This is a genomic window from Stenotrophomonas muris, from assembly GCF_052751275.1.
In genome coordinates, this window is sequence record NZ_CP199879.1 from 1,869,009 (window position 1) to 1,890,684 (window position 21,676).

Consider the following 21,676-nt stretch of genomic DNA (forward strand, 5'->3'; position numbering starts at 1 on the left):
CACATACAACAAGGGCGCCTCTCGGCGCCCTCGTTCTTTCAATTCACTCCCACTCAATAGTAGCCGGCGGCTTCCCCGAGATGTCATAAACCACCCTCGACACCCCCCGCAACTCATTGATGATCCGATTGCTCACCGTCCCCAGGAACTCATACGGCAGATGCGCCCAATGCGCGGTCATGAAGTCGATGGTTTCGACCGCCCGCAACGCAATCACCCACTCATAAGCCCGCGCATCACCCACCACGCCCACCGACTTCACCGGCAGGAACACGGCAAACGCCTGGCTGGTCTTGTCGTACAGGTCCGCCTTGCGCAGCTCATCAATGAAGATGGCATCGGCCTTGGCCAGCAGCTCGGCGTATTCGCGCTTCACTTCACCCAGGATACGCACGCCCAGGCCCGGGCCCGGGAACGGATGGCGGTAGACCATGGTCCGCGGCAGGCCCAGCTCGACGCCCAGGCGGCGCACTTCGTCCTTGAACAGCTCGCGCAGCGGCTCCACCAGGCCCAGCTTCATGTGCTCCGGCAGGCCGCCCACGTTGTGGTGGCTCTTGATCACATGCGCCTTGCCGGTCTTGCTGCCGGCCGACTCGATCACGTCCGGGTAGATGGTGCCCTGCGCCAGCCACTTGGCGTTCTTCAACTTGTTCGATTCTTCGTCGAAGATCTCAACGAACAGGTTGCCGATGATCTTGCGCTTGGCTTCCGGGTCGCTCACGCCTTCCAGCGCGGCGAAGTAACGGTCGGCGGCGTTCACGCGCACCACCTTTACGCCCATGTGCTCGGCGAACATCGCCATCACCTGGTCGCCTTCCTGCCAGCGCAGCAGGCCGGTATCCACGAACACGCAGGTCAGCTTCTCGCCGATGGCCTTGTGCAGCAGCGCAGCCACCACGGACGAATCGACGCCGCCGGACAGGCCCAGGATCACTTCGTCATCGCCCACCTGTTCGCGCACGCGGGCGATCTGGTCGTCGATGATGTTGGCGGCGGTCCACAGGGTCTGGCAGCCGCACACGTCCACCACGAAGCGGCGCAGCAGCGCCTGGCCCTGCAGGGTGTGGGTCACTTCCGGGTGGAACTGCACGCCGTACCAGCGCTTTTCTTCGTTGGCCATGGCGGCCACCGGAATGCGGTCGGTGGTGGCGGTGATGGTGAAGCCCGGCGGCGCAACAGAGACGTGGTCGCCGTGGCTCATCCAGACATTCAGCTTCGGCTCGCCGCCGTGGTCGCTCAGGCCCTTGAACAGTGCATCCGGGTTGATCACGTTCACTTCGGCGTGGCCGAACTCGCGCTGGTCAGCCGCTTCGGTGGCACCGCCCAGCTGCGCGGCCAGGGTCTGCATGCCGTAGCAGATGCCGAAGATCGGCAGGCCGCTGTCGAACACTTCCTGCGGCGCGACCGGCGCACCCGGCAGCGTGGTCGATTCCGGGCCACCGGACAGGATGATGCCCTTGGCGCCGAACGCAGCGATCTCGGCCGGGTTGTGGTCCCACGCCCAGATTTCGCAGTAGACGCCCAGCTCGCGGATGCGGCGGGCGATCAGCTGCGTGTACTGCGCGCCGAAATCGAGGATGAGGATCTTGTCGTTATGGATATTGGTCATGGTGCCGTTCCAGTGGTGTTTTTCGCAGCGCCTGGCGCTTCAAGGCTCTGCGTCAGCGTGGCGATGAACGCCTCGCGTTGTTGAATATGTGAGGGGTCTTCCTCATCCCAGCGCAGCATCAGCAGGCCATGCGGTGCGTTGGGGTTGGCCCGGTCAGCGCGCGGCAGCTCGGCGATTTCCTGCACTTCGGTGCCGGGTACGATGCGCCGTTGAAAGGCGCGCATCGGGTAGCCAGATGCTTTCGCAGTACCCCAATCGGCCATCGCGGCGCTCATCCGCTTCGGCTCCAACGGCCCCAGCACCGAATCGGTCACCGGATCTTCCGGGCCAGCCCACAGCTCGGTAATGCACTGCAGCGTGACCTGCAGCGGGCGCTCGCCGGTGCCCTTCAGCAGCCAGCGCTGCTCGCCGGCGGCCTGCACCTGCCAACCCTTCGGCAGCGAGAACGCGTTCTGGCACGCCTGCACGTGCTGCAATTGCGAAACCGCCGCGCCCGGAGACCCGGAGCGCGGCGGCGGTTCGGACAACGAACAGCCTGCCATCAGCAGGCTGCCCGTAATCGCAAGAGCAGTTCGCAAGCGCATCAGGCGCGGTAGTTCGGCGGCTCTTTGGTGATCGTCACGTCGTGGACGTGGCTCTCACGCTGGCCGGCGCCGCTGATCTTCACGAACTTGGGCTTGCTGCGCATGTCTTCGATGGTGGCGCAGCCCACGTAACCCATGGTGGCGCGCAGGCCGCCCATCAGCTGGTGGATGATGCCGCCCACCGGGCCGCGGTACGGCACGCGGCCTTCGATGCCTTCCGGCACCAGCTTGTCGGCGGTGGCGGCGTCCTGGAAGTAGCGGTCCTTGGACCCCTTCTCCATGGCAGCCAGCGAACCCATGCCGCGGTAGCTCTTGTACGAACGGCCCTGGTACAGCTCGGTCTCGCCCGGCGATTCCTCGGTACCGGCCAGCAGGCCACCGACCATGATGGTCGAGGCACCGGCGGCCAGCGCCTTGCCGATGTCGCCCGAGTAGCGGATGCCACCGTCGGCGATCAACGGGATGCGGTCCTGCAGCGCTTCGGCCACCAGGTCGATGGCGGTGACCTGCGGCACGCCGACGCCGGCGACGACGCGGGTGGTGCAGATCGAGCCCGGGCCGATGCCGACCTTCACCGCGTCCGCGCCGCTGTCCAGCAGCGCCAGTGCGGCTTCGCCGGTGCAGATGTTGCCGCCGATGACCTGCACGTTCGGGAAGTTCTTCTTGACCCAGCTGACGCGGTCCAGCACGCCCTGCGAGTGGCCGTGCGCGGTATCGACCACGATCACGTCCACGCCGGCGGCGACCAGCGCTTCCACGCGGCGGTCAGTATCGCCACCCACGCCGACGGCAGCGCCGACCAGCAGGCGGGTCGACAGATCCTTGGCGGCGTTCGGGAAGTCGGTGTTCTTCTGGATGTCCTTGACGGTGATCAGGCCACGCAGTTCGAACGAGTCATTGACCACCAGCACCTTCTCGATGCGGTTGCGGTGCAGCAGCTGCAGCACTTCGTCGGACGCGGCGCCTTCCTTGACCGTGATCAGGCGATCCTTCTTGGTCATGATGTGGCGGACCGGATCGTCCAGCTCGGTCTCGAAGCGCATGTCGCGGTGGGTCACGATGCCGGCCAGCTGGCCGTCGCTGCCCACCACCGGCACGCCGGAGATGTTGTGCGCCTGGGTCAGGGCCAGCACGTCGCGGATGGTGGTTTCCGGGCCGACGGTGATCGGGTCGCGGATGACACCGGCCTCGAACTTCTTGACCTTGGCCACTTCCGCGGCCTGCTGTTCCAGGCTGAGATTCTTGTGGATGATGCCCATGCCGCCGAGCTGGGCCATGGCGATGGCCAGGCGGGCTTCGGTGACGGTGTCCATCGCGGCGGACAGGATCGGAAGCTTGAGCTTCAGGTCTCGGGTCAACCGCGTTTCGAGGTTGACGTCCTTGGGCAGGATGGTCGAGTGGGCGGGGACGAGCGAGACGTCGTCGTAAGTGAGTGCTTCAGCCTGGATGCGCAGCATCGGCATACCCGAGATGTGGGGAAGCGCGACATTTTACCCTGTTTTCGCGTCGCGTGGCAGGGGGTAGATGCGACGCAGTGTCGCGCCGGCGGCGATTGGTTCAGGGGGCCATCCGGGCCAGCGGCATGCTGCCTTTGGTGGGTGCGGACCGTTGGTCCGCACTACCCTTCAGACACCTGTGCCCCAGCATTGTGCCGACCAACGGTCGGCACCCACCTTAAGAGGATCACTCGGGCCGCCCTGGAGCGCCTTTGGTAGGTGCCAACCTTGGTTGGCACGATGCGTCCGGCACCGGCACCCCAGACGGGCCGATGGCCCCGATGGATGTGTGCCAACCAAGGTTGGCACCTACCAGGAGCAGGCCAACGGTTGCCCCCACCCCAAAAGGTCAGCTCAGCGCTTCCGCCGCTTCCAGGGTGTTCTGCATCAACGTGGCCACGGTCATCGGGCCCACGCCACCCGGCACCGGGGTGATCCAGCTGGCCCGCTGGGCAGCCGCCTCAAACCCGACATCGCCCACCAGGCGGCCGTCGTCCAACCGGTTGATGCCGACGTCGATCACCACCGCGCCCGGCTTCACCCACTCGCCCGGCACGATGCCCGGGCGGCCCACCGCCACCACCAGGATGTCGGCGTTGCGTACGGCCTGTTCCAGCACCTCCTTGGGGGTGAACTTGTGGCAGCTGGTCACGGTGCAGCCGGCAATCAGCAGCTCCAGGCCCATCGGACGGCCGACATGGTTGCTCACGCCCACGATGGTGGCGTTGCGGCCGCGTACCGGCTGGTCGGTGTGGCCCAGCAGCGTAGTGATGCCGCGCGGGGTGCACGGGCGCAGGCCGAACTCGCGCAGGGCCAGGTGGCCGACGTTTTCCGGGTGGAAACCGTCCACGTCCTTGCGCGGGTCGATGCGCTGGATCAGCCGGCGCGCATCGGGGATGCCCGGCAGGGGTAGCTGGATCAGGATGCCGTTGATCTTCGGATCGGCGTTGAGCTGGTCGATCAGCTCGAGCAGCTCGGCCTCGGTGGTACCGGCCGGCAGATCGTAGTCGTGTGCCTCGATGCCGACCTTCTCGGCGGCACGGCGCTTGTTGCGCACGTATACGGTCGAGGCCGGGTCGCCACCGACCAGCACCACGGCCAGGCCCGGGCGGCTGCCACCGGCCGCCACGCGGGCGTCGACGCGCACCTTCAGGCTGTCGAGCAGGTCCTCGGCGATGCGGCGGCCATCAAGGATGCGGGCAGGGTGCTGGGGGGCGGAATCGGTCATCGGGAGCAGGCGTGGGGCGGCGGGGACGCTATTGTCCCTGATTCAGGCCCCCTCGCCCACCGCAGGATGGGGTCCTGATGGGGTCGGATCCCTTTGCCACAGGCAAAGGGCTCTGACCCCAGCACGACGTAGCGGGTCAGAGCCCTTTCCGCTGGAAAGGGATCCGACCCGCAAACGTTATTCTCCCTCTTCCGGCACGTCCTGCGGGTTCAACGTCTTGCTTGCCCGCTTCGGCGCGGTGAACGGCGTCGGCGTCGGCACGCCCTGGGCTGAATTGCCGAACACCATCTTGGCGCCGGCATTCAAGCCACCACCGGCAATCTCCAGCTCGAAACGCTCGGCATCGCGGCGACGGATCTGCTCGGCAATCTCCACCGCGTCGTCTTCATCCGCACCCAGTTCCACCAGCGCGGCCTGGCCGAACAACACCGCCGATTCAAACGTCTCGCGGATCTGGAAATCGACACCGGCATGGATCAGCCGCAGCGAATGCTCGCGGTCGAACGAGCGCACCATCAGCTTGGCCTGCGGGAACTCGTGCGACACCAGTTCGACGATGCGGTCGGCGGCCTCGGCCTTGTCCACGCACACCGCAATCGCACGCGCGGTGGCCGCGCCCGAGGCATGAAGCACGTCCAGTCGCGTACCGTCGCCGTAGTAGATCTTGAAACCGAAGCGCGCGGCGCTCTGGATCATCTCCACGTCGTTGTCGATGATGGTCACGTCCACGTCGCGCGCCAGCAGCGACTGGCTGGCGACCTGGCCGAAGCGGCCGAAGCCGATCAGCAGCACACTACCGGACAGGCCCTCGGCCTCGTCCACGCCGTCCATGTTCACCGTCGGCTTCGGCGCGATGCGCTTGTAGACCAGCACCACCAGCGGGGTCAGCGCCATCGACAACACCACCACCGCGGTGAAGTTGGCATTGATCTCCAGGTTGATCACGCCGGCTGAGGCGGCAGCGGAGAACAGCACGAAGGCGAACTCGCCACCCTGCGCCATCAGCACGCCGCGGTCCAGCGCCTGCGCGTGGTCGCTACCCATGATGCGCGCCACCACGTAGATGCACAGCGCCTTGGCCACCATCAGCGCCAGCACCAGGCCGAGGATCAGCTGCCAGTTGCCAGCCACCACGCCCAGGTCCAGCGCCATGCCCACGCTGAGGAAGAACAGGCCCAGCAGGATGCCGCGGAACGGTTCGATGTCCGCCTCGATCTGGTGGCGGAAGGTCGACTCGCTCAGAAGCACGCCCGCGAGGAACGCGCCCATCGCCATCGACAGGCCGGACAGCTGCATCAGCAGCGCCGCGCCCAGCACCACCAGCAGCGCGGCGGCGGTCATCACCTCGCGCGCCTTCGATTCGGCCAGCACGCGGAACAGCGGATTGAGCAGGAAGCGGCCGACCAGCACCAGGCCGACGATGGCGCCGACGCCGATCGCCACCGACAGCCAGCGCGAGCCTTCACCATCGGCGCTGCCCGCGCTGGGGCCCATCCAGGCCACCAGCGCCAGCAACGGCACGATCAGCAGGTCTTCGAACAGCAGGATCGAAACGATCTTCTGCCCCGACGGCAGTGCGATGTCGCCGCGCTCGGCCAGCAGCTGCATCACCACTGCGGTGGATGTGAGCACAAAGCCGGTGGCACCGATGAAGGCCACCTGCCACGGCAACCCGAACAGCTTGGCGATGCTGGTCAGCACCAGCGCACAGGTGACGATCTGCAGCGTGCCCAGCCCGAAGATTTCCTTGCGCAGGCTCCACAGGTGCGAGGGCCGCATCTCCAGGCCGATCACGAACAGGAACATCACCACGCCGAGCTCGGCGGTATGCAGGATCGCCTGCGGGTCGGAGAACCAGCCCAGCCCGAACGGTCCGATCGCCAGGCCAGCGGCGAAGTAGCCCAGCACCGAGCCCAGGCCGGCCCGGCGGAACAAAGGCACCATCACCACCGCCGCGCCCAACAGGGCGACGACCTTGACCAGCTCGCTGGTCGCTGCTTCTACCGCCATGCGGTGCTTTCCCCAAGATCCAGAATCGCGTTCAACAATAGAGCAATGCCGATGACGGCAATAGCACGCATGTTGCGCCGGATTGTCTTGGAGATGGAACGATACCGGGAGTGACCCCCAGCATCATCCCGAAACCATGCATCCGCGTCGGTGGGTGCCAACCTTGGTTGGCACAACCACAACCTGTAGAGCCGAGCCCACGCTCGGCTGCTCTTCGTGCCGAGGCCAGAAGCAGCCGAGCATGGGCTCGGCTCTACAGTAGATCCACGCCATGCGTGGATGAATCCCCGGCCAGGTTCCCCGCCGTGGATCCACGCCATGCGTGGATGACGCCCGGCCGGGTTCACCCACCCCGGCAGAACGCGGCGTAATCGATATATCCCGGGAACGGCACGCCCGGCGCGCACACCGGGCAATGCGGGTCCGGCCGGATGCCGGTCTCACGGAAGCGCATGCCCAGCGCGTCGAAGCGCAGCAGGCGGCCAACCAGCGGCTCACCGATGCCCAGCAGCAGCTTCAGCACCTCGGTGGCCTGCAGCACGCCCGCCAAGCCGGGCAGCACGCCCAGCACACCGGCCTCGGAACAGTTCGGCGCGAACTCCGGCGGCGGCGGCTCGGGGAACAGGCAGCGGTAGCACGGCGCCACGCCACGCTGGCGGCCAGCGTCAAACACGCTTACCTGGCCGTCGAAGCGCTCGATGGCGGCGTAGACCAGCGGCTTGGCGTGCTTGATGCAGGCGTCGTTGAGCAGGTAGCGCAGCGGGAAGTTGTCCGACCCATCCAGCACCACGTCCACGCCCTCCAGCAGCGCATCCACGTTCTCGGAAGTGACCCGCTCAGGCACCGCCTCGACGTCGATCGACGGGTTCAACGCCAGCAGCCGCTCGCGCGCCGAATCGACCTTGAACTGGCCGACGCTGGCTTCAGTATGCACGATCTGGCGGTGCAGGTTGCTGCGCTCCACGCGGTCGTGGTCGGCGAAGCGCAGGTGCCCTACCCCGGCGGCGGCCAGGTAGAACCCAGCCGGTGCGCCCAGCCCACCCGCGCCCAGCACCAGCACGCGCGACTGCTGCAGCCGGCGCTGGCCGGCCTCGCCCACCTGTGGCAGCAGCAGGTGGCGCGAATAGCGATCGTAGAAGTCGCGGTCGGCGGCGCTGGCCAGCGGCTGCACCAGCGGCAGCGACTGCTCGCGCCAGGCCACGGTGCCGCCGGTCACGGAAGCGACGCGGGTGTAGCCGGCCTCCAGCAGGAACTGCGCGGCGTCGGCCGAGCGCTTGCCGCTCTGGCAGATCAGCAGGATCTCCTGGTCGTGCCGCGGCAGGTGTGCGGCCGGGTCGGCCTGCAGCTCGCCCTTGGCCACGCCGCGCGCGCCCTCGGCCATGCCGCCGGCCCGTTCGTGTGCCTCGCGCACATCGATCAGCACCGCGCCATGGGCCAGGCGCTCGCGTGCCTGCGCGGGGGAAATCTCTTGGATGCTCATGGCCGCATTATCGCGCAAACCCTGCGCCTGAAGTTGCGCCTCGGACCAGAGCCCAACGGCAAAGCGTTGCCGGACATTAACCGAAGCTATTCACAGCGGCACAAACAAAATTGCCGAGTTGAGGCAGCCCCTCTTATCGGCAACTGAAACGGGCTTCCTTAAGTCGCGCATGAGCTATCATTTGACTTCGGCCCATCCATAGAACCGTGAAGTGAAGAACAAGATCACACCCGAGCCTTATTACACGCTCATCGATACATCGATCGGGAATGATCCCGCAGTTGTCGTCGTCAACTCGGCATTGCGAAATTTCAAGGACCTTGCAGCTTTCCCATGGCACCTAAGAATTTGCATCGACTGCAAAATACAAGATAAAAATGGCATGCCAACAACTGAAGAAACTGAAGCCCTTCACAAGTTGGAAGTCAGCGTCGCAACGCCACTCCAAGCCACCCATAACGCCATCTTCCTAGCACGCATCACCGCACGGAAACAACGAGTATTGCTATATCGCGTACACGACCCCGAGGCGGCTAATGACATACTTCAAACACTCTCCAAAGAAGATACCCCGCTGCGCGAATGGGAATACGAGATGGAACATGATGCCGCCTGGGAATTAGCGAAGCCAGAACTCCACCTACTGGAGCAGGATTCCCGTTTCAACCAGGACGCGATGCAGTCCTGACTGCTAGCAATCAAACTCTTTTCTGCACGCCTGCATGCGGGCTTCGTGTCTTGGGTTGCTTGGAGAGCTTGCATTAATCTTGTTGGCTGACGAGCCGCCTTGGGATTGCGCTCCGCCATTCTGCTCAATAAGACGCTGCTCGCGTCCACTTATCGCATCCGGATTTGCAGAATTCCTATCTACCTTGACTGGGCCATAGCCCTCAGCTGTCTTGGCTTGATGATCCGGCTGACTGGTTCTTTTCGCTACTTGCTGTTCAGGTTTACCTTTTCCACTCGTCTTTCCTGAATAGGTCGGTTTTTCAGGGTGATCTCGAGTATAGGTGGTGTAGGTTTTTTTCTGCCCGTCTCAACCATATTTACCGCACTCTTCAACGGCCCGAGAGCCCTCCCTCCTGGCACTGCATCAGCAACAGCTTCGCCAATTGACGTGGATTGAATTTCATCACCTGGCCTCGGGGCGTTGGCAGGCTCCGAATGAGTCATTGCGAGAACAAAGAAAATGACCACAGGACATACCGGACAACGACCTTCCGGGTCACTGAACTTGTAAGGGTTATTGAAGGCATATGCATAGCGGTTGAAGAACCGCCAATCGCCGTTTCCATACGCCGCGACCGGATCAACAGAGAGAAATGCCCCGATGGCGGGGTCGTAGTACCGCTGCCGCATGTAGCTCAAGCCCGTTGCAGCATCGCTCACATGCCCGGTATAGCCCGGCCCATCAGTCACTTCCCCGCCAACGACGGCTCCATAGGGCTCATAGGCGAATCATTTGATGACGTTGCCGGATGCATCGGTCTCGGCCACCGGCGAGCCCAAGGCATCGGTGTGGATATAGGTGACCGTTTGTGCTGTTGCAGTCCCTACAAACGTCGTCACAGCCATGGCGATGGCAGCCAGCCACTTGGGGACCTGCTTTGTCTTCCGTGTGTTCATATCCACCTCAGTTCGACCAGGCCGAGCACGCCTGCGCGTTGCAGGCACGTACCTTGTAACCACCCTGGCAGCGGGTATCGAGGTCGTAGCCGATGCCTTCTGCCCTATGGGTCGCGCCGCCGCTGCTTGAACGCATGTTGTAGTAGGTGGCACCCGGCGACGCATTCCAGATGACCGAGCAGATGTTGGGGCCGCTCTTTACGATCCTCACACCCGTAGGTACGGCCGGCGCACTGGAAATCGCAACCAGGCCAGCAGCAGAACTGGGGCTGCAGCCTGCGGGATTGCAGGCACTACCACGGTAGTAGAAGTTGCCTCCGCCGCCCTTATTCAGGGAAACGGCTCGATCCCCCGCAATCAGCGACCAGTTGGCGCGGTCAGTACTTTCTTCGATTTCATAGCGCGTCGCGTCCGCCACCTCCAGCAGAGAGTTTGAGTACACCGCGCCAATTCCACCCCCTTGCATAAATCAATGGAATGGCATGCTCAAGTCACCCTAGGATTCAGGGGTTGCAGCAAGGCTCGGCAATTCCACGCGCCCCCATCGTTTAACGATTTCAGCCCGTGCCACTTTATTTTCTCTTCCGGTAGACTTGAGAATTTCCAAGGCACGCCTCTGTCGTTTCAGCTCAGTCTGCATCAAGAGGCTTCTTAGTATTCTATTTTCAAATTCAGGAGCATTTGGATCCAGATTTTCAACAATCTGAACAAACAAATCCACTGAGTCTCTAGCCAATTCAACCACATCCATCACGGCCGTGACCTCGGCATGAGTAGCTGCGGCTGAGGCGGTTATTGAAATTGCGGCTGCAGCATCCAGCGCGGAAGACGCATAAATTGAACTGAAACTGGATGGATCCGGAGCCTGTGCCTCGCAGCCTTTGGAAAGACTTTCGAGATTGCGACTCCCCCCAATGACCTCAAGCCAGACAGAATCAAGGGTGTTACGCAGAATGTTTACATCCCCAAATGAAGTCTGGGCACTAAATCTGCGATAGTTTGGAATCATCCTCTCGCAGCAGCTAGCCATAAATGCCAATCGCTGCCAATTGGAAAGAAGGAGGAAGTCCGATGCTAAGGATGGCGTGGCTGGATAGTTTTCCATTCTTCACTTATCGATAATTTTTACGTTTTCTTGCTTCATTGCAGACTGACATCCAAGACACGCAGGCCTGCTCGGAGAAACGCTCGTTGGAGTGAGGCCCATTGTTCTTGCACTATTGACACCATTGACCTCTGCGTGAACGCCAGGGACTCCCTTTCCAGCAACCTCCCCATCCTTTAGAGCATTTCGCTGCGCCGGCCTCAACCGCCCCTCGCTAGGCGGAGACCGGCCGCGAGGGTGTTGCGTCACCGCATCCTTGGAGTCGCGCACTCCTAGCTCGAGTCAGCGAGCACAGAAGACCCTGCCCTGTACAGAAGAACTTGGCCCGAGCCTTTGCTGATTCGCAATGATGGCCCCGTTTGGGTGCCATCTTGGGGCAGGTGTGCTCTCAGGGCGACCACAAACAAGAAAGGCGGCCCTGCGGCCGCCTTCTCGTGAATCACTTGCCCTTGACGTGCTTCATCAAGCGCCGCTTGGCCTTGACCTGCCGCTCGGTGAGGACGTTCTTCTTGCCCTCGTACGGGTTGGTACCCTCGCGGAAGATGAAGCTCACCGGCGTGCCGATCAGCTTGAAGCGCTTGCGGAAGAAGTTCTCCAGGTAGCGCTTGTACGACTCCTGCAGTTCCTTCAGGCGCGTGCCGTGCACGATGAAGGTCGGCGGGTTGGAACCGGCCGGGTGCACGTAGCGCAGCTTGGAGACATGGCCGCGGATGGTCGGCGGCGGATTGGTCTCGTAGGCCACTTCCAGCGCCTTGTTCACTTCGCTGGTGGTGAAGGTCTTGTTCGCCGATTCGTGCGCGCGGTGCACCGCGCGGAACAGCTCACGCAGGCCCGAACCATGCTTGGCCGAGATGCGCACCGACTCTGCCCACGGCACGAAGCCCAGCTTCAGCGACAGCATGGTTTCAGCCTGCTCGCGCTGGTACTCGGTCAGGCCATCCCACTTGTTGATGGCGATCACCAGCGCGCGGCCGGCATCGAGCACGGCACCGAGCACGGTGGCGTCCTGGTCGGTCACGCCTTCGGTGGCGTCGAGCATCAGCACGGCCACCTGGCACTGCTCGATCGACTGCATGGTCTTGACCACCGAGAACTTCTCGACGACCTCGTCCACGCGCGACCGACGGCGCAGGCCGGCGGTATCGATCAGGCGGTACTCGCGGCCGTCACGCTCCAGGTCCACCGCGATCGAGTCGCGGGTGGTGCCCGGCACGTCGGAGGCGATCATGCGCTCCTCGCCGAGGATGCGATTGACCAAGGTCGACTTGCCCACGTTCGGGCGGCCGACGAAGGCGATGCGGATGCGGTTCGGATCGTTGTCCAGCTCTTCGCCGCTGCCTTCTTCCGGCAGGCGCTGGATCACTTCGTCCAGCAGGTCGTCCAGGCCCTGGCGATGCGCGGCCGACACGGTCAGCATCTCGCCGAAGCCGTAGCGGGCGAACTCCGAACGCACGGTGTCCTCGTCTGTGCCGTCGATCTTGTTGATCAGCAGCAGCGTCGGGCGCGACAGCTTGCGCAGCCAGGCCAGGATCTCGTCGTCCATCGCCGAGGTGCCCTCACGGGCGTCGACCACGAACAGGATCAGGTCGGCTTCCGCCGCAGCGGCGCGGGCCTGGCGGGTGGTAGCCCCTGCCAGACCCTCTTCCTCTTCCGCGATACCGCCGGTGTCGACGACGAGGAAATGATTGTCCTCGTCCAGCCGGCAGACACCGTAGTTGCGGTCGCGGGTGACGCCGGGCTGGTCATGGACCAGCGCGTCACGGGTGCGGGTAAGCGCATTGAAAATAGTCGACTTGCCGACATTCGGCCGTCCAACCAGGGCGACCAAAGGCAGCATCGCGATTACTCCAATTTTTAATTTGCCAACCGGAAGGCGGTCAGCTTGCCATCAACGTTCTGCACCAGCAGCACCCCGTCTGCGACGACCGGCTGGGCCAGCAGGGCGTCGCCGCCACTTTTTGCCCGTGCCGCCATCGCACCATCGGACGCCTGCAACCAGTGCACGTATCCCTTGTAGTCGCCGACCACCACGTAGTCGCCGTGCAGCGCCGGGCCGGTCAGCGATCGACGGGCCAGCGCGGTCTGCGACCACATGGCCGCGCCGCTGGCCTTGTCCAGGCCGAACACGCCGCCCTTGTTGTCGGTGACGAACACATTGCCCGACGACACCGCCACGCCACCGGCACCGCCATGGTCGCGCGCCCACAGCGGGCGACCGGTCGGGCCTTCGATGGCCATGGTCTGGTTCTTGAAGCTGCTCACGTAGAGGGTGTTGCCCTCCAGCACCGGAGCGCCGTCGACGTCGGCCATGCGCTCCAGCTCGGTGCGGCCTTCGCCGTTGCCGAGGTTCTGTTCCCACAGCGTGCGGCCATCCTGCTGGGCCAGGGCCGCAACCGCGCCCTCGTCCTTGCCGATGAACAGCACGCCCGGGCCGGTCACCACCGGCGCGTTGCCACGCACGGTCAGCGCCGGCAGCTCGCTCGGGTTGAACCACTTCTGGGTGCCGTTGCCGGCATCGAAGCCGGTAACGCGGCCGTCGTTGCTGCGCACGTAGACCATGCCCTGGGCCACGGCCGGCGCGGCAATGACTTCACCCGGAACACGGGCGCGCCACTTCTCGCTGCCATCGTTGATATCCAGCGCGATGACCTGGCCATCCAGCGTGCCGATCACGACCAGGTTCTCACCGACACCCGGGCCGCCGGACAGGCGCAGCTTGGCCTTCTTCTTTTCCTTCTTCGGCTCCCAGGTCCAGACCTTCTTGCCGGTCTGCAGGTCGATGGCGTGCACGCCACCGGTGATCGCCGCAGCAAACACGTGGCCGTTGGCGACCGCCGGGCCCTGGCGCACGCCGATGCGGCGCTCGCCCTTGCCGAGGTTGACCGACCAGGCCTTGCTGACCTTCACGGTCGGCTCGAACTTGACCAGCTCAGCCGGTTCCTGTGCCTTCTTCGCGGCCGCGTCCTTGCCGGCGAACCAGCCCTTCATGGTGCTGCAGCCGGTCAGGGCCATGCCCATCAGGAGCACGGTGGCGACGCGGGTGATCATGACCTTCTGACTCATCAAACCGACTCCGCAGGGGCGGCGACCGTGCCGCCGGCGTCCATAACCTTGGTTTCCAGCAGGCGCCGCTGCGGCGCTGCCACGTCCAGCGTCTTCAGCGCCTTCTCGTACTGTGCACGGGCGTCATCGCGCTTGCCCTGCGCCATCAGCGCATCGCCATGGATTTCCAGGCTGCTGCTGTCGGTCGCGCTGCCCAGCAGCTTGATGGCCTCGTCGCTCTTGCCGGTGGCCACCAGCAGGCGGGCCACACGCTGGTCGACCACGCGCTGCAGGTCACCTTCGACCTTCACATTGCGCAGGGTTGCCAGTGCCTCTTCATTCTTGCCGGCGTCGACCTGGGCCTTGGCCAGCTGCAGCGCCGCGAGGTCGCCGTAGATGCTGGACGGGCCGGCTTCGAGCGCCTTGACCGCCTTGGCGGCGTCGTCAAGCTTGTTCTGCTGCAGGCCCTGCAGGGCCTTCTGGTACTCGACATTGGCCGAGGCCAGCTTGCCGCCCTGATCCTTCTGGTACCACTGCCAGCCAGCAATGGCACCGATGGCGATGACTACGCCACCGAGGATGCTGGCGCCATTCTTCCGCAGCCAGCTGCGGACGCGTTCACTTTGTTCGTGCTCGTCGAGCAGATCGTCGATCGCCATGCGTACTCTCGCCCCGCCCGTCGGGAGGGACCATTGGGATTATCGAAGGTGGTGAAACCGCGCCTCAGTGCGAAACCGGGACCACGGAGCCTTCAGAGGATACCTGAAAGCGTGCCACGTTGGCTCGCTGGTAGGGGGTCAGATCGACGATAGCGCCGTTCTGCTGAACCTGGACCGCCGAGGCGTTGCCCAGGGTCACCCGGGTCACCTGGCCCGGCGTGAAGCTGCGGGTCTCGCCGGACCTGATCAGCGCCTTCTCGACGGTGCTGCCGTCCGGCCCCCCGATGTCGACCCAGCTGTCGCCGCTGAACTGCATTTCCAGCGCGTTGCCGGCAGCCGCCGGAGCCGGCGCCGGGCGCGGCACCGGGGCCAGCGAGGCCACGTACGGGGTGGCCGCCGGCTTGCTGGCCGGGGCGGTGGCCGCTTCGGCCGGCGCGACAGCCTCGGCACCGGCCGTGGACGGGGTGACCGGCACGGCGGCCGGGATCACATCCAGCGAGGCGGTGCTCGGCGACGGGGTCGCGCTGCCGTCGAAGTGGCCACGGGTGGCGAACCACACCGGCACCGCCAGCACGGCGGTGATGCCGACATACAGCACGCGCCGGCCGAGGTTCTCGGCGATGCGGCGCGCACGCGGGGTATGGGTATGGCTGACCAGGGTGGGCGGAACCACCGGGCCGACCTGGGCCTGTTCCAGCAGCTGGCTGACATCCACGTCGAGCAGGCGCGCATAGCTGCGCAGCTGGCCACGCACGAACACCGGCGCCCCCAGCTTCTGCCATTGTTCCTCTTCCAGCGACTTGACCACCTGGACCGGCATGCGCAGGCGCGAGCCGACATCTTCGAGGGTCAGTCCGGCCGCTTCGCGGGCCTGGCGCAGGCGGGTGCCGCAGCCGGCCGCAGTCTCGAGAGCGCTCACAGTCTGGTCATCAATCACAATGCATCAACCCTGGAGTTAGGAGCCCGCGTCCTGCGGAAATTCCTGTCGAATCCGCTGCAGATAACGATCAGATGCCGCCCGATCGCCCAGCTTCACTTCGATTTGAGACGCAAGTTGTAACACGGAACGCGTTGCGGGTGCAGCCGCAATCCTACGTTCGGCGAAGGCCCGGGCCTCCATGTAGCGGCCCTGGCGGTAGCTCAGCTGGGCCATCGACTCCAGCGCGACCGGGTTGGCCGGGGCCGCCACGAGCGCCGCACGCAGGTCGCGTTCGGCACGTTCAAGCTGGCCCGCATCCAGTGCGCAGCTGCCGGCATTGGCCTGGGCTTCGCCCGGGGTGGCATAGCCCGGCGCCTGCAACGCGCGGTCGAACCAGACCAGCGATTCGGCCGGCTGGCCCTGCTGGCACAGCCAGGCACCGTAGTTGTTGAGCACGTCGCCGCGCTGCGGCGCCAATTCGGCGGCCTTGCGGAAGTTCTCACCGGCCTGGCGGGTGCGGCCACGACGGTCATCGATGCCGGCCTGCAGCACCAGCGCATCGGGCGCCTCGGGCGCCAGCTTCAGTGCTTCGCGCACCTTGCGCTCGGCGGCATCGAGATTGCCGACCTGCATGTCGCGGGTCGCCAGCGTCAACAGGTCGCGCCAGCGCACTTCGCGCCGCACGCTTTCCGGGTCACCCACCGAATAGACCGGCGCCTGGCTCGGGCCGAGCTTGGCCTTGGGATGGGATTTGCAGCCGCCGACCGCAACGGCCAGCACGCCTGCGAGAAGCGCCAGCCAGAGGCGGTCAGGCCGCGGCATCGCTCCCCTTCCCCGCCTGCAGCGTCTTGTTGAACTCCGCCTGGCGGCGGGTGCGGTCCATCACCTGGCCCTTGAGCTGGCCACAGGCGGCGTCGATGTCGTCGCCACGGGTGCGGCGGACCATGGTCAGCACGTTGCTGTCGAGCAGGATCTTCTGGAAGGCGCGGATGTGCGCTTCTTCCGAACGCTCGTAGCGGGTGCCCGGGAACGGATTGAAGGGAATCAGGTTGACCTTGCCCGAATCCTTGGCCTGCACCGCGTTGTCGAACTGGCGCATCAGGCGGGCCAATTCGCGGGCATGCTCGGGCTTGTCGTTGATGCCCTTCATCAGGGTGTATTCAAAGGTGACCGATTCGCGGCGCTTGTTGGCGCGCAGGTAGCGTGCGCACGAGGCCATCAGCTCGGCGATCGGGTACTTCTTGTTGAGCGGCACCAGGGTTTCGCGCAGCGCATCGTTCGGCGCATGCAGCGACACCGCCAGCGAGACGTCGCTCTCGGCGGACAAGCGGTCGATCTGCGGCACCAGGCCGGAGGTCGACAGGGTCACGCGCTTGTTGGCCAGGCCGTAGCCCAGGTCGTCGCGCATCACGCTCATGGCGCGCACGACGTTGTCGAAATTCATCAGCGGCTCGCCCATACCCATCATCACCACATTGGTGAGGCGGCGCATCTGGTGCGGCACGTTGCCCAGGTGGCGCGCGGCAACCCACACCTGGCCGATGATCTCGGCAGTGGTCAGGTTGCGGTTGAAGCCCTGGGTGGCGGTGGAGCAGAACGTGCAGTTCAGGCCGCAACCGACCTGCGAGGACACGCACAGCGTGCCGCGGGTCTTGTCCGGGATGTACACGGTCTCGATGGCGTTCTTGCCATCCACGCCCATCGCCAGCAGCCACTTGTGGGTGCCGTCGGCGGAGGGCTTGTCGAACACGATGTTCGGAACCAGCACCTCGGCATGGGCCTGCAGCTTGGCGCGCAGGACCTTGCCGAGGTCGGTCATTTCATCGAAATCGGTGACGTAGCGATGGTGGATCCACTTCATCACCTGGTGGGCACGGAACTTCTTTTCGCCGAGAACCTCGACGAAAAACTTCTCCAGGCCCGCGCGATCGAGGTCGAGCAGGTTCTGCTTGCCAGCCGTGGGTGCCGACTTCGGCAGCGGCTGGATGGCGGGGGACTGTACGACCTCGTTCACGGCATTACTCTCAGCGCGAAACGACTTCGGTGGCGGCGAAGAAGTAGGCGATTTCAATCGCGGCATTCTCGACCGAGTCCGAGCCGTGGGCGGCGTTGGCATCGATGGATTCGGCGAAGTCGGCGCGGATGGTGCCCGGCGCGGCTTCCTTCGGGTTGGTGGCGCCCAGCAGGTCGCGGTGGGCCAGGACGGCGTTCTCGCCTTCCAGGGCCTGGATCATCACCGGGCCGGAGATCATGAACTCGACCAGCGCGTTGAAGAACGGACGCTCGCGGTGCACGGCGTAGAAGCCTTCGGCTTCACGGCGCGACAGCTGCTTGTACTTGGCGGCCACGACCTTCAGGCCGGCCTTCTCGAAGCGGGCGTAGATTTCGCCGATGACGTTCTTGGCAACGGCGTCCGGCTTGATGATCGAAAGGGTGCGCTCCAGCGCCATGGGATGTCTCCAATGGAATCGGGCCGCTGATGGCCCGAAGGGTAACATGAAAAAAACCCGCGTCGGGACGCGGGCTTAGCCTGATAAACGTAGGCGAATTGTAAAAGATAAAGCGGCGGCATGGTAGTGCCGGTCGCCGGCCGGCAAACCCTCATGGCAGGGGTCAGATCCCCACAGGGGCTCTGACCCCATTCCGGCCCAGTGTCGGGGTCGGAGCCCCTGCGGGGATCCGACCCCTACCCCATTCACCCAGCTGAGTGGATTCTGACCGTCCGGGCCATTTTTGCTGCACTGCAAAATGCCATACGCTACCGTCTGGTCCTAGTATCAAACAATCGTTTGATTAAGGTCCGCCCGCCGATGGCCAAACCCGCCCACTTCTCGACCAAGGACCGCATTCTCGGCGCGGCCGAGGAGCTGTTCGCACAGCACGGCTTCGCCGGCACTTCGCTGCGCCAGGTGACCAGCCAGGCCGACGTCAACATCGCAGCGGTCAACTACCACTTCGGCTCCAAGGAAAACCTGGTCAACGAGGTGTTCCGCCGCCGCATGGACGAGATGACCGGCGCCCGCCTGTCGCAGCTCGAACGCGCCCGCAGCGAACACCCCGGGCAGCTGCGCCCGGTGCTGGCCGCCTTCGTCGAGCCGGCATTGGCGCTGGCCCAGGACCGCCAGAACGGCGGTGCCTTCGTGCGCGTGATCGCCCGCGCCTACGCCGAGAAGAACGACAACCTGCGCAAGTTCCTGTCCGACCACTACGGCCACGTGCTGCGTGCGTTCGGCAAGGCCATCGGCGAGTGCGTACCCGACCTGAGCAAGGAAGAGCTGTACTGGCGCCTGGATTTCCTGGCCGGCTCGCTCACCTATGCCATGGCCGACTTCGGGCTGATCAAGCGTCCCGCCGGTGTCACTGAAGCGGCGCATCGTGCCCATGCCGCCCACGAACTGATCCATTTCGCCGAAGCCGGGTTCCGCGCCGCCGCTCGCGCCAGCGCCCTGCCCGCTTCCCTTTGATTCCACCCAGTAACTGCTGACCAACAAAGGCCCTACACCATGTCCAATTCCCTGCTAGTCCGCCGCGCCGCCGTGCTGGGTGCCGGCGTCATGGGTGCCCAGATCGCTGCCCACCTCACCAACGCTGGCGTCGACACCGTGCTGTTCGACCTGCCCGCCAAGGAGGGGCCGGCCGACGGCATCGTGCTGAAGGCGATCGCCAACCTGGGCAAGCTGAGCCCGGCACCGCTGGCCAGCAAGTCGCTGGCCGAAGCCATCACTCCGGCCAACTACGAGTCCGGCCTGGAGCAGCTGAAGGACTGCGACCTGATCATCGAGGCCATCGCCGAGCGCATGGACTGGAAGCAGGACCTGTACAAGAAGATCGCGCCGTTCGTGGCCGACCACGCGGTGCTGGCCTCCAACACCTCGGGCCTGGGCATCAACAAGCTGGCCGACGTGCTGCCCGAGCAGCTGCGCCACCGCTTCTGCGGCGTGCACTTCTTCAACCCGCCGCGCTACATGCACCTGGCCGAGCTGATCCCGGCCACCACCACCGACGCCGCCGTGCTGGAAGGCCTGGAAGAGTTCCTGGTCACCACCCTGGGCAAGGGCGTGGTGTACGCCAAGGACACCCCGAACTTCATCGGCAACCGCATCGGCGTGTTCTCGATCCTGTCCACCATCCACCACACCCAGCAGTTCGGCCTGGGCTTCGATGAAGTGGACGGCCTGACCGGTCCGCTGGTCGGTCGCCCGAAGTCGGCCACCTACCGCACCTCCGACGTGGTCGGCCTGGACACCATGGCCCACGTCATCAAGACCATGGGCGACACCCTGCCGAATGACCCGTGGCATGAATTCTTCAAGTCGCCGAAGTGGCTGGACGCGCTGATTTCCAAGGGCGCGCTGGGCCAGAAGACCGGTGCCGGCATCTTCCGCAAGGTCGGCAAGGACATCGTGGTGCTGGACCTGGAGAAGCAGGACTACCGTCCGGCCGATCGCGCTGCCGCGCCGGAAGTGGTCGAGATCCTGAAGATCAGGAACCCGGCCGAGAAGTTCGCCAAGCTGCGCGAGAGCCAGCACCCGCAGGCGCAGTTCCTGTGGGCGACCTTCCGCGACCTGTTCCACTACAGCGCCTACCACCTGGCCGACATCGCCGAGACCGCGCGCGACGTCGACCTGGCCATCCGCTGGGGCTACGGCTGGTCGCTGGGCCCGTTCGAGACCTGGCAGGCCGCCGGCTGGAAGCAGGTGGCGCAGTGGATCGCCGATGACATCGTCGCCGGCAAGAGCATGAGCAACGCGCCGCTGCCGGACTGGGTGTTCGATGGCCGCGACGGCGTGCATGCCGCCGAAGGCAGCTACAGCCCGTCGCGCAACGCCAAGCTGCCGCGCTCGTCGCTGCCGGTGTACCAGCGCCAGCGCTTCCCCGATCCGCTGCTGGGCGAGACGTTCGCGCCGGGCGAGACCGTGTTCGAGAACGACGGCCTGCGCATGTGGCACGACGGTGATGGCATCGCCGTGGTCAGCTTCAAGACCAAGATGAACACCGTGTCCGACCAGGTGCTGGACGGCCTGCAGGAATGCGTGAGCCGCGCCGAGAAGGACTTCCAGGGCCTGGTGATCTGGCAGCAGAAGGAACCCTTCTCCGCCGGTGCCGACCTGGCCGGCGCGCTGGGCCTGCTGCAGGCCGGCAAGGTCGACCAGTTCGAAGAAATGGTTGCCAACTTCCAGCGCACCAGCCAGCGCATCAAGTACTCGCTGGTGCCAGTGGTGGCTGCCGTACGCGGCCTGGCCCTGGGTGGCGGCTGCGAGTTCCAGATGCACAGCGCCAAGACCGTGGCCTTCCTGGAAAGCTACATCGGCCTGGTCGAGGCCGGCGTCGGCCTGCTGCCGGCCGGTGGTGGCCTGAAGGAACTGGCCGTGCGCGCCTCGCAGGCCGCGGGCCCGGGCGGCGACGTGTTCGCCGAACTGAAGAAGACCTTCGAGACCGTGGCGATGGCCAAGGTGTCCAACTCGGCGGTCAACGCCAAGGAACTGGGCCTGCTGCGCAGCACCGACAAGGTGGTGTTCAACAGCTACGAGGCCCTGCACATCGCCAAGGCCGAAGCACGCGCCCTGGCCGAAGCGGGTTACCGCCCGCCGCTGCCGGCACGCCGCATCCAGGTGGCCGGTGACGTGGGTATCGCCACCTTCAAGATGATGCTGGTCAACATGCTGGAAGGCCGCTTCATCAGCCCGTACGACTACGAGATCGCCGAGCGCATCGCTACCGTGCTGTGCGGTGGCAAGGTCGACCGCGGCACCCTGGTCGACGAAGAGTGGCTGCTGACCCTGGAGCGCAAGCACTTCGTCGAACTGGCCCAGCAGGAAAAGACCCAGGCCCGCATCGCGCACATGCTGAAGACCGGCAAGCCGCTGCGTAACTGATCGCCCATCCCTGCTTCCGGTGGGTGCCGACCGTTGGTCGGC

Annotated in this window: 20 protein-coding genes; 3 read left to right on the forward strand and 17 right to left on the reverse strand. The window is 65.0% G+C overall.

The genetic code is table 11. From position 1 onward, the window contains the following. Positions 1-43: 43 nt before the first annotated feature. The 6 genes from guaA to moeB form a co-directional block, all read right to left on the reverse strand. Complete coding sequence (gene guaA, locus ACUVWL_RS08580) at positions 44-1,609, reverse strand: glutamine-hydrolyzing GMP synthase (RefSeq protein WP_329916095.1); 1,566 nt, start codon at positions 1,607-1,609, stop codon at positions 44-46. Next, positions 1,606-2,031: a hypothetical protein gene (locus ACUVWL_RS08585; protein WP_260439405.1), complete on the reverse strand. Its 426-nt coding sequence runs from the start codon at positions 2,029-2,031 to the stop codon at positions 1,606-1,608. The genes guaA and ACUVWL_RS08585 overlap by 4 nt, the downstream gene beginning before the upstream one ends. 161 nt (positions 2,032-2,192) lie before the next feature. Then, complete coding sequence (guaB, locus tag ACUVWL_RS08590; protein ID WP_005416248.1) at positions 2,193-3,650, reverse strand: IMP dehydrogenase; 1,458 nt, start codon at positions 3,648-3,650, stop codon at positions 2,193-2,195. 388 nt (positions 3,651-4,038) lie between these two features. After that, positions 4,039-4,917 carry a bifunctional methylenetetrahydrofolate dehydrogenase/methenyltetrahydrofolate cyclohydrolase FolD gene (gene folD / locus ACUVWL_RS08595; protein WP_445979085.1) on the reverse strand — a complete coding sequence of 293 codons (879 nt, stop codon included), beginning with the start codon at positions 4,915-4,917 and terminating at the stop codon, positions 4,039-4,041. A gap of 177 nt (positions 4,918-5,094) precedes the next feature. Then, the gene (locus ACUVWL_RS08600; RefSeq protein ID WP_445979086.1) at positions 5,095-6,927 is read right to left on the reverse strand and encodes a monovalent cation:proton antiporter-2 (CPA2) family protein; all 1,833 of its coding nucleotides are present in this window, start codon (positions 6,925-6,927) and stop codon (positions 5,095-5,097) included. Positions 6,928-7,270: 343 nt separating this feature from the next. Next, complete coding sequence (gene moeB, locus ACUVWL_RS08605) at positions 7,271-8,407, reverse strand: molybdopterin-synthase adenylyltransferase MoeB (RefSeq protein WP_445979087.1); 1,137 nt, start codon at positions 8,405-8,407, stop codon at positions 7,271-7,273. Positions 8,408-8,618: 211 nt separating this feature from the next. Between moeB and ACUVWL_RS08610 the strand changes: the two genes are divergently transcribed. Next, positions 8,619-9,095 (forward strand): DUF695 domain-containing protein, encoded by a 477-nt coding sequence (locus ACUVWL_RS08610; RefSeq protein ID WP_445979088.1) that lies wholly within the window; start codon positions 8,619-8,621, stop codon positions 9,093-9,095. Between the two features lie 245 nt (positions 9,096-9,340). Here the strand turns inward: ACUVWL_RS08610 and ACUVWL_RS08615 are convergent, their stop codons facing one another. The 11 genes from ACUVWL_RS08615 to ndk all read right to left on the reverse strand — a co-directional run bounded on the left by ACUVWL_RS08615 (position 9,341) and on the right by ndk (position 18,208). Next, the gene (locus ACUVWL_RS08615) at positions 9,341-9,826 is read right to left on the reverse strand and encodes an RHS repeat-associated core domain-containing protein (RefSeq protein ID WP_445979089.1); all 486 of its coding nucleotides are present in this window, start codon (positions 9,824-9,826) and stop codon (positions 9,341-9,343) included. 39 nt (positions 9,827-9,865) lie between these two features. Beyond that, positions 9,866-10,033: a hypothetical protein gene (locus ACUVWL_RS08620; protein ID WP_236636371.1), complete on the reverse strand. Its 168-nt coding sequence runs from the start codon at positions 10,031-10,033 to the stop codon at positions 9,866-9,868. Between the two features lie 7 nt (positions 10,034-10,040). Then, positions 10,041-10,475 carry a hypothetical protein gene (locus ACUVWL_RS08625; protein WP_445979090.1) on the reverse strand — a complete coding sequence of 145 codons (435 nt, stop codon included), beginning with the start codon at positions 10,473-10,475 and terminating at the stop codon, positions 10,041-10,043. Positions 10,476-10,529: 54 nt separating this feature from the next. Then, a complete protein-coding gene (locus ACUVWL_RS08630; RefSeq protein WP_445979091.1) occupies positions 10,530-11,138 on the reverse strand; it encodes a DUF416 family protein in 609 nt (202 codons plus the stop codon). 439 nt (positions 11,139-11,577) lie between these two features. After that, the gene (der, locus tag ACUVWL_RS08635; protein ID WP_014646861.1) at positions 11,578-12,975 is read right to left on the reverse strand and encodes a ribosome biogenesis GTPase Der; all 1,398 of its coding nucleotides are present in this window, start codon (positions 12,973-12,975) and stop codon (positions 11,578-11,580) included. A gap of 17 nt (positions 12,976-12,992) precedes the next feature. Next, positions 12,993-14,201 carry an outer membrane protein assembly factor BamB gene (gene bamB, locus ACUVWL_RS08640; RefSeq protein ID WP_046430197.1) on the reverse strand — a complete coding sequence of 403 codons (1,209 nt, stop codon included), beginning with the start codon at positions 14,199-14,201 and terminating at the stop codon, positions 12,993-12,995. Continuing rightward, positions 14,201-14,839, reverse strand: coding sequence for a YfgM family protein (locus ACUVWL_RS08645; RefSeq protein ID WP_032960761.1), 639 nt, complete (start codon positions 14,837-14,839; stop codon positions 14,201-14,203). The genes bamB and ACUVWL_RS08645 overlap by 1 nt, the downstream gene beginning before the upstream one ends. Before the next feature lie 64 nt (positions 14,840-14,903). Further along, positions 14,904-15,776: a helix-turn-helix domain-containing protein gene (locus ACUVWL_RS08650; protein WP_445979092.1), complete on the reverse strand. Its 873-nt coding sequence runs from the start codon at positions 15,774-15,776 to the stop codon at positions 14,904-14,906. Positions 15,777-15,794: 18 nt separating this feature from the next. After that, on the reverse strand, positions 15,795-16,580 hold the full coding sequence (gene pilW, locus ACUVWL_RS08655; protein ID WP_041863329.1) for a type IV pilus biogenesis/stability protein PilW: 786 nt from the start codon (positions 16,578-16,580) through the stop codon (positions 15,795-15,797). Further along, positions 16,567-17,772 carry a 23S rRNA (adenine(2503)-C(2))-methyltransferase RlmN gene (gene rlmN, locus ACUVWL_RS08660; RefSeq protein WP_005409296.1) on the reverse strand — a complete coding sequence of 402 codons (1,206 nt, stop codon included), beginning with the start codon at positions 17,770-17,772 and terminating at the stop codon, positions 16,567-16,569. Before rlmN ends, pilW begins: the two co-directional genes overlap by 14 nt. Positions 17,773-17,782: 10 nt before the next feature. Further along, complete coding sequence (gene ndk, locus ACUVWL_RS08665) at positions 17,783-18,208, reverse strand: nucleoside-diphosphate kinase (protein ID WP_005409295.1); 426 nt, start codon at positions 18,206-18,208, stop codon at positions 17,783-17,785. A 360-nt stretch (positions 18,209-18,568) separates the two neighbouring features. Here ndk and ACUVWL_RS08670 point away from each other — a divergent pair, with 360 nt between their 5' ends. Together ACUVWL_RS08670 and ACUVWL_RS08675 are read left to right on the forward strand one after the other, a co-directional pair. Continuing rightward, the gene (locus ACUVWL_RS08670; protein WP_014646856.1) at positions 18,569-19,222 is read left to right on the forward strand and encodes a TetR/AcrR family transcriptional regulator; all 654 of its coding nucleotides are present in this window, start codon (positions 18,569-18,571) and stop codon (positions 19,220-19,222) included. A gap of 39 nt (positions 19,223-19,261) precedes the next feature. Next, positions 19,262-21,634, forward strand: coding sequence for a 3-hydroxyacyl-CoA dehydrogenase/enoyl-CoA hydratase family protein (locus ACUVWL_RS08675; RefSeq protein ID WP_049440713.1), 2,373 nt, complete (start codon positions 19,262-19,264; stop codon positions 21,632-21,634). Positions 21,635-21,676: the final 42 nt, after the last annotated feature.

Excerpts from the sequence above, each read along its gene's own strand:
- der (WP_014646861.1), bottom strand. The coding sequence starts at position 12,975 with ATGCTGCCTTTGGTCGCCCTGGTTGGACGGCCGAATGTCGGCAAGTCG.
- ACUVWL_RS08620 (WP_236636371.1), bottom strand. The coding sequence starts at position 10,033 with ATGAACACACGGAAGACAAAGCAGGTCCCCAAGTGGCTGGCTGCCATC.
- guaB (WP_005416248.1), bottom strand. The coding sequence starts at position 3,650 with ATGCTGCGCATCCAGGCTGAAGCACTCACTTACGACGACGTCTCGCTC.
- guaA (WP_329916095.1), bottom strand. The coding sequence starts at position 1,609 with ATGACCAATATCCATAACGACAAGATCCTCATCCTCGATTTCGGCGCG.
- ACUVWL_RS08600 (WP_445979086.1), bottom strand. The coding sequence starts at position 6,927 with ATGGCGGTAGAAGCAGCGACCAGCGAGCTGGTCAAGGTCGTCGCCCTG.
- moeB (WP_445979087.1), bottom strand. The coding sequence starts at position 8,407 with ATGAGCATCCAAGAGATTTCCCCCGCGCAGGCACGCGAGCGCCTGGCC.
- pilW (WP_041863329.1), bottom strand. The coding sequence starts at position 16,580 with ATGCCGCGGCCTGACCGCCTCTGGCTGGCGCTTCTCGCAGGCGTGCTG.
- ACUVWL_RS08675 (WP_049440713.1), top strand. The coding sequence starts at position 19,262 with ATGTCCAATTCCCTGCTAGTCCGCCGCGCCGCCGTGCTGGGTGCCGGC.
- bamB (WP_046430197.1), bottom strand. The coding sequence starts at position 14,201 with ATGAGTCAGAAGGTCATGATCACCCGCGTCGCCACCGTGCTCCTGATG.
- ndk (WP_005409295.1), bottom strand. The coding sequence starts at position 18,208 with ATGGCGCTGGAGCGCACCCTTTCGATCATCAAGCCGGACGCCGTTGCC.
- ACUVWL_RS08670 (WP_014646856.1), top strand. The coding sequence starts at position 18,569 with ATGGCCAAACCCGCCCACTTCTCGACCAAGGACCGCATTCTCGGCGCG.
- ACUVWL_RS08630 (WP_445979091.1), bottom strand. The coding sequence starts at position 11,138 with ATGGAAAACTATCCAGCCACGCCATCCTTAGCATCGGACTTCCTCCTT.
- ACUVWL_RS08645 (WP_032960761.1), bottom strand. The coding sequence starts at position 14,839 with ATGGCGATCGACGATCTGCTCGACGAGCACGAACAAAGTGAACGCGTC.
- folD (WP_445979085.1), bottom strand. The coding sequence starts at position 4,917 with ATGACCGATTCCGCCCCCCAGCACCCTGCCCGCATCCTTGATGGCCGC.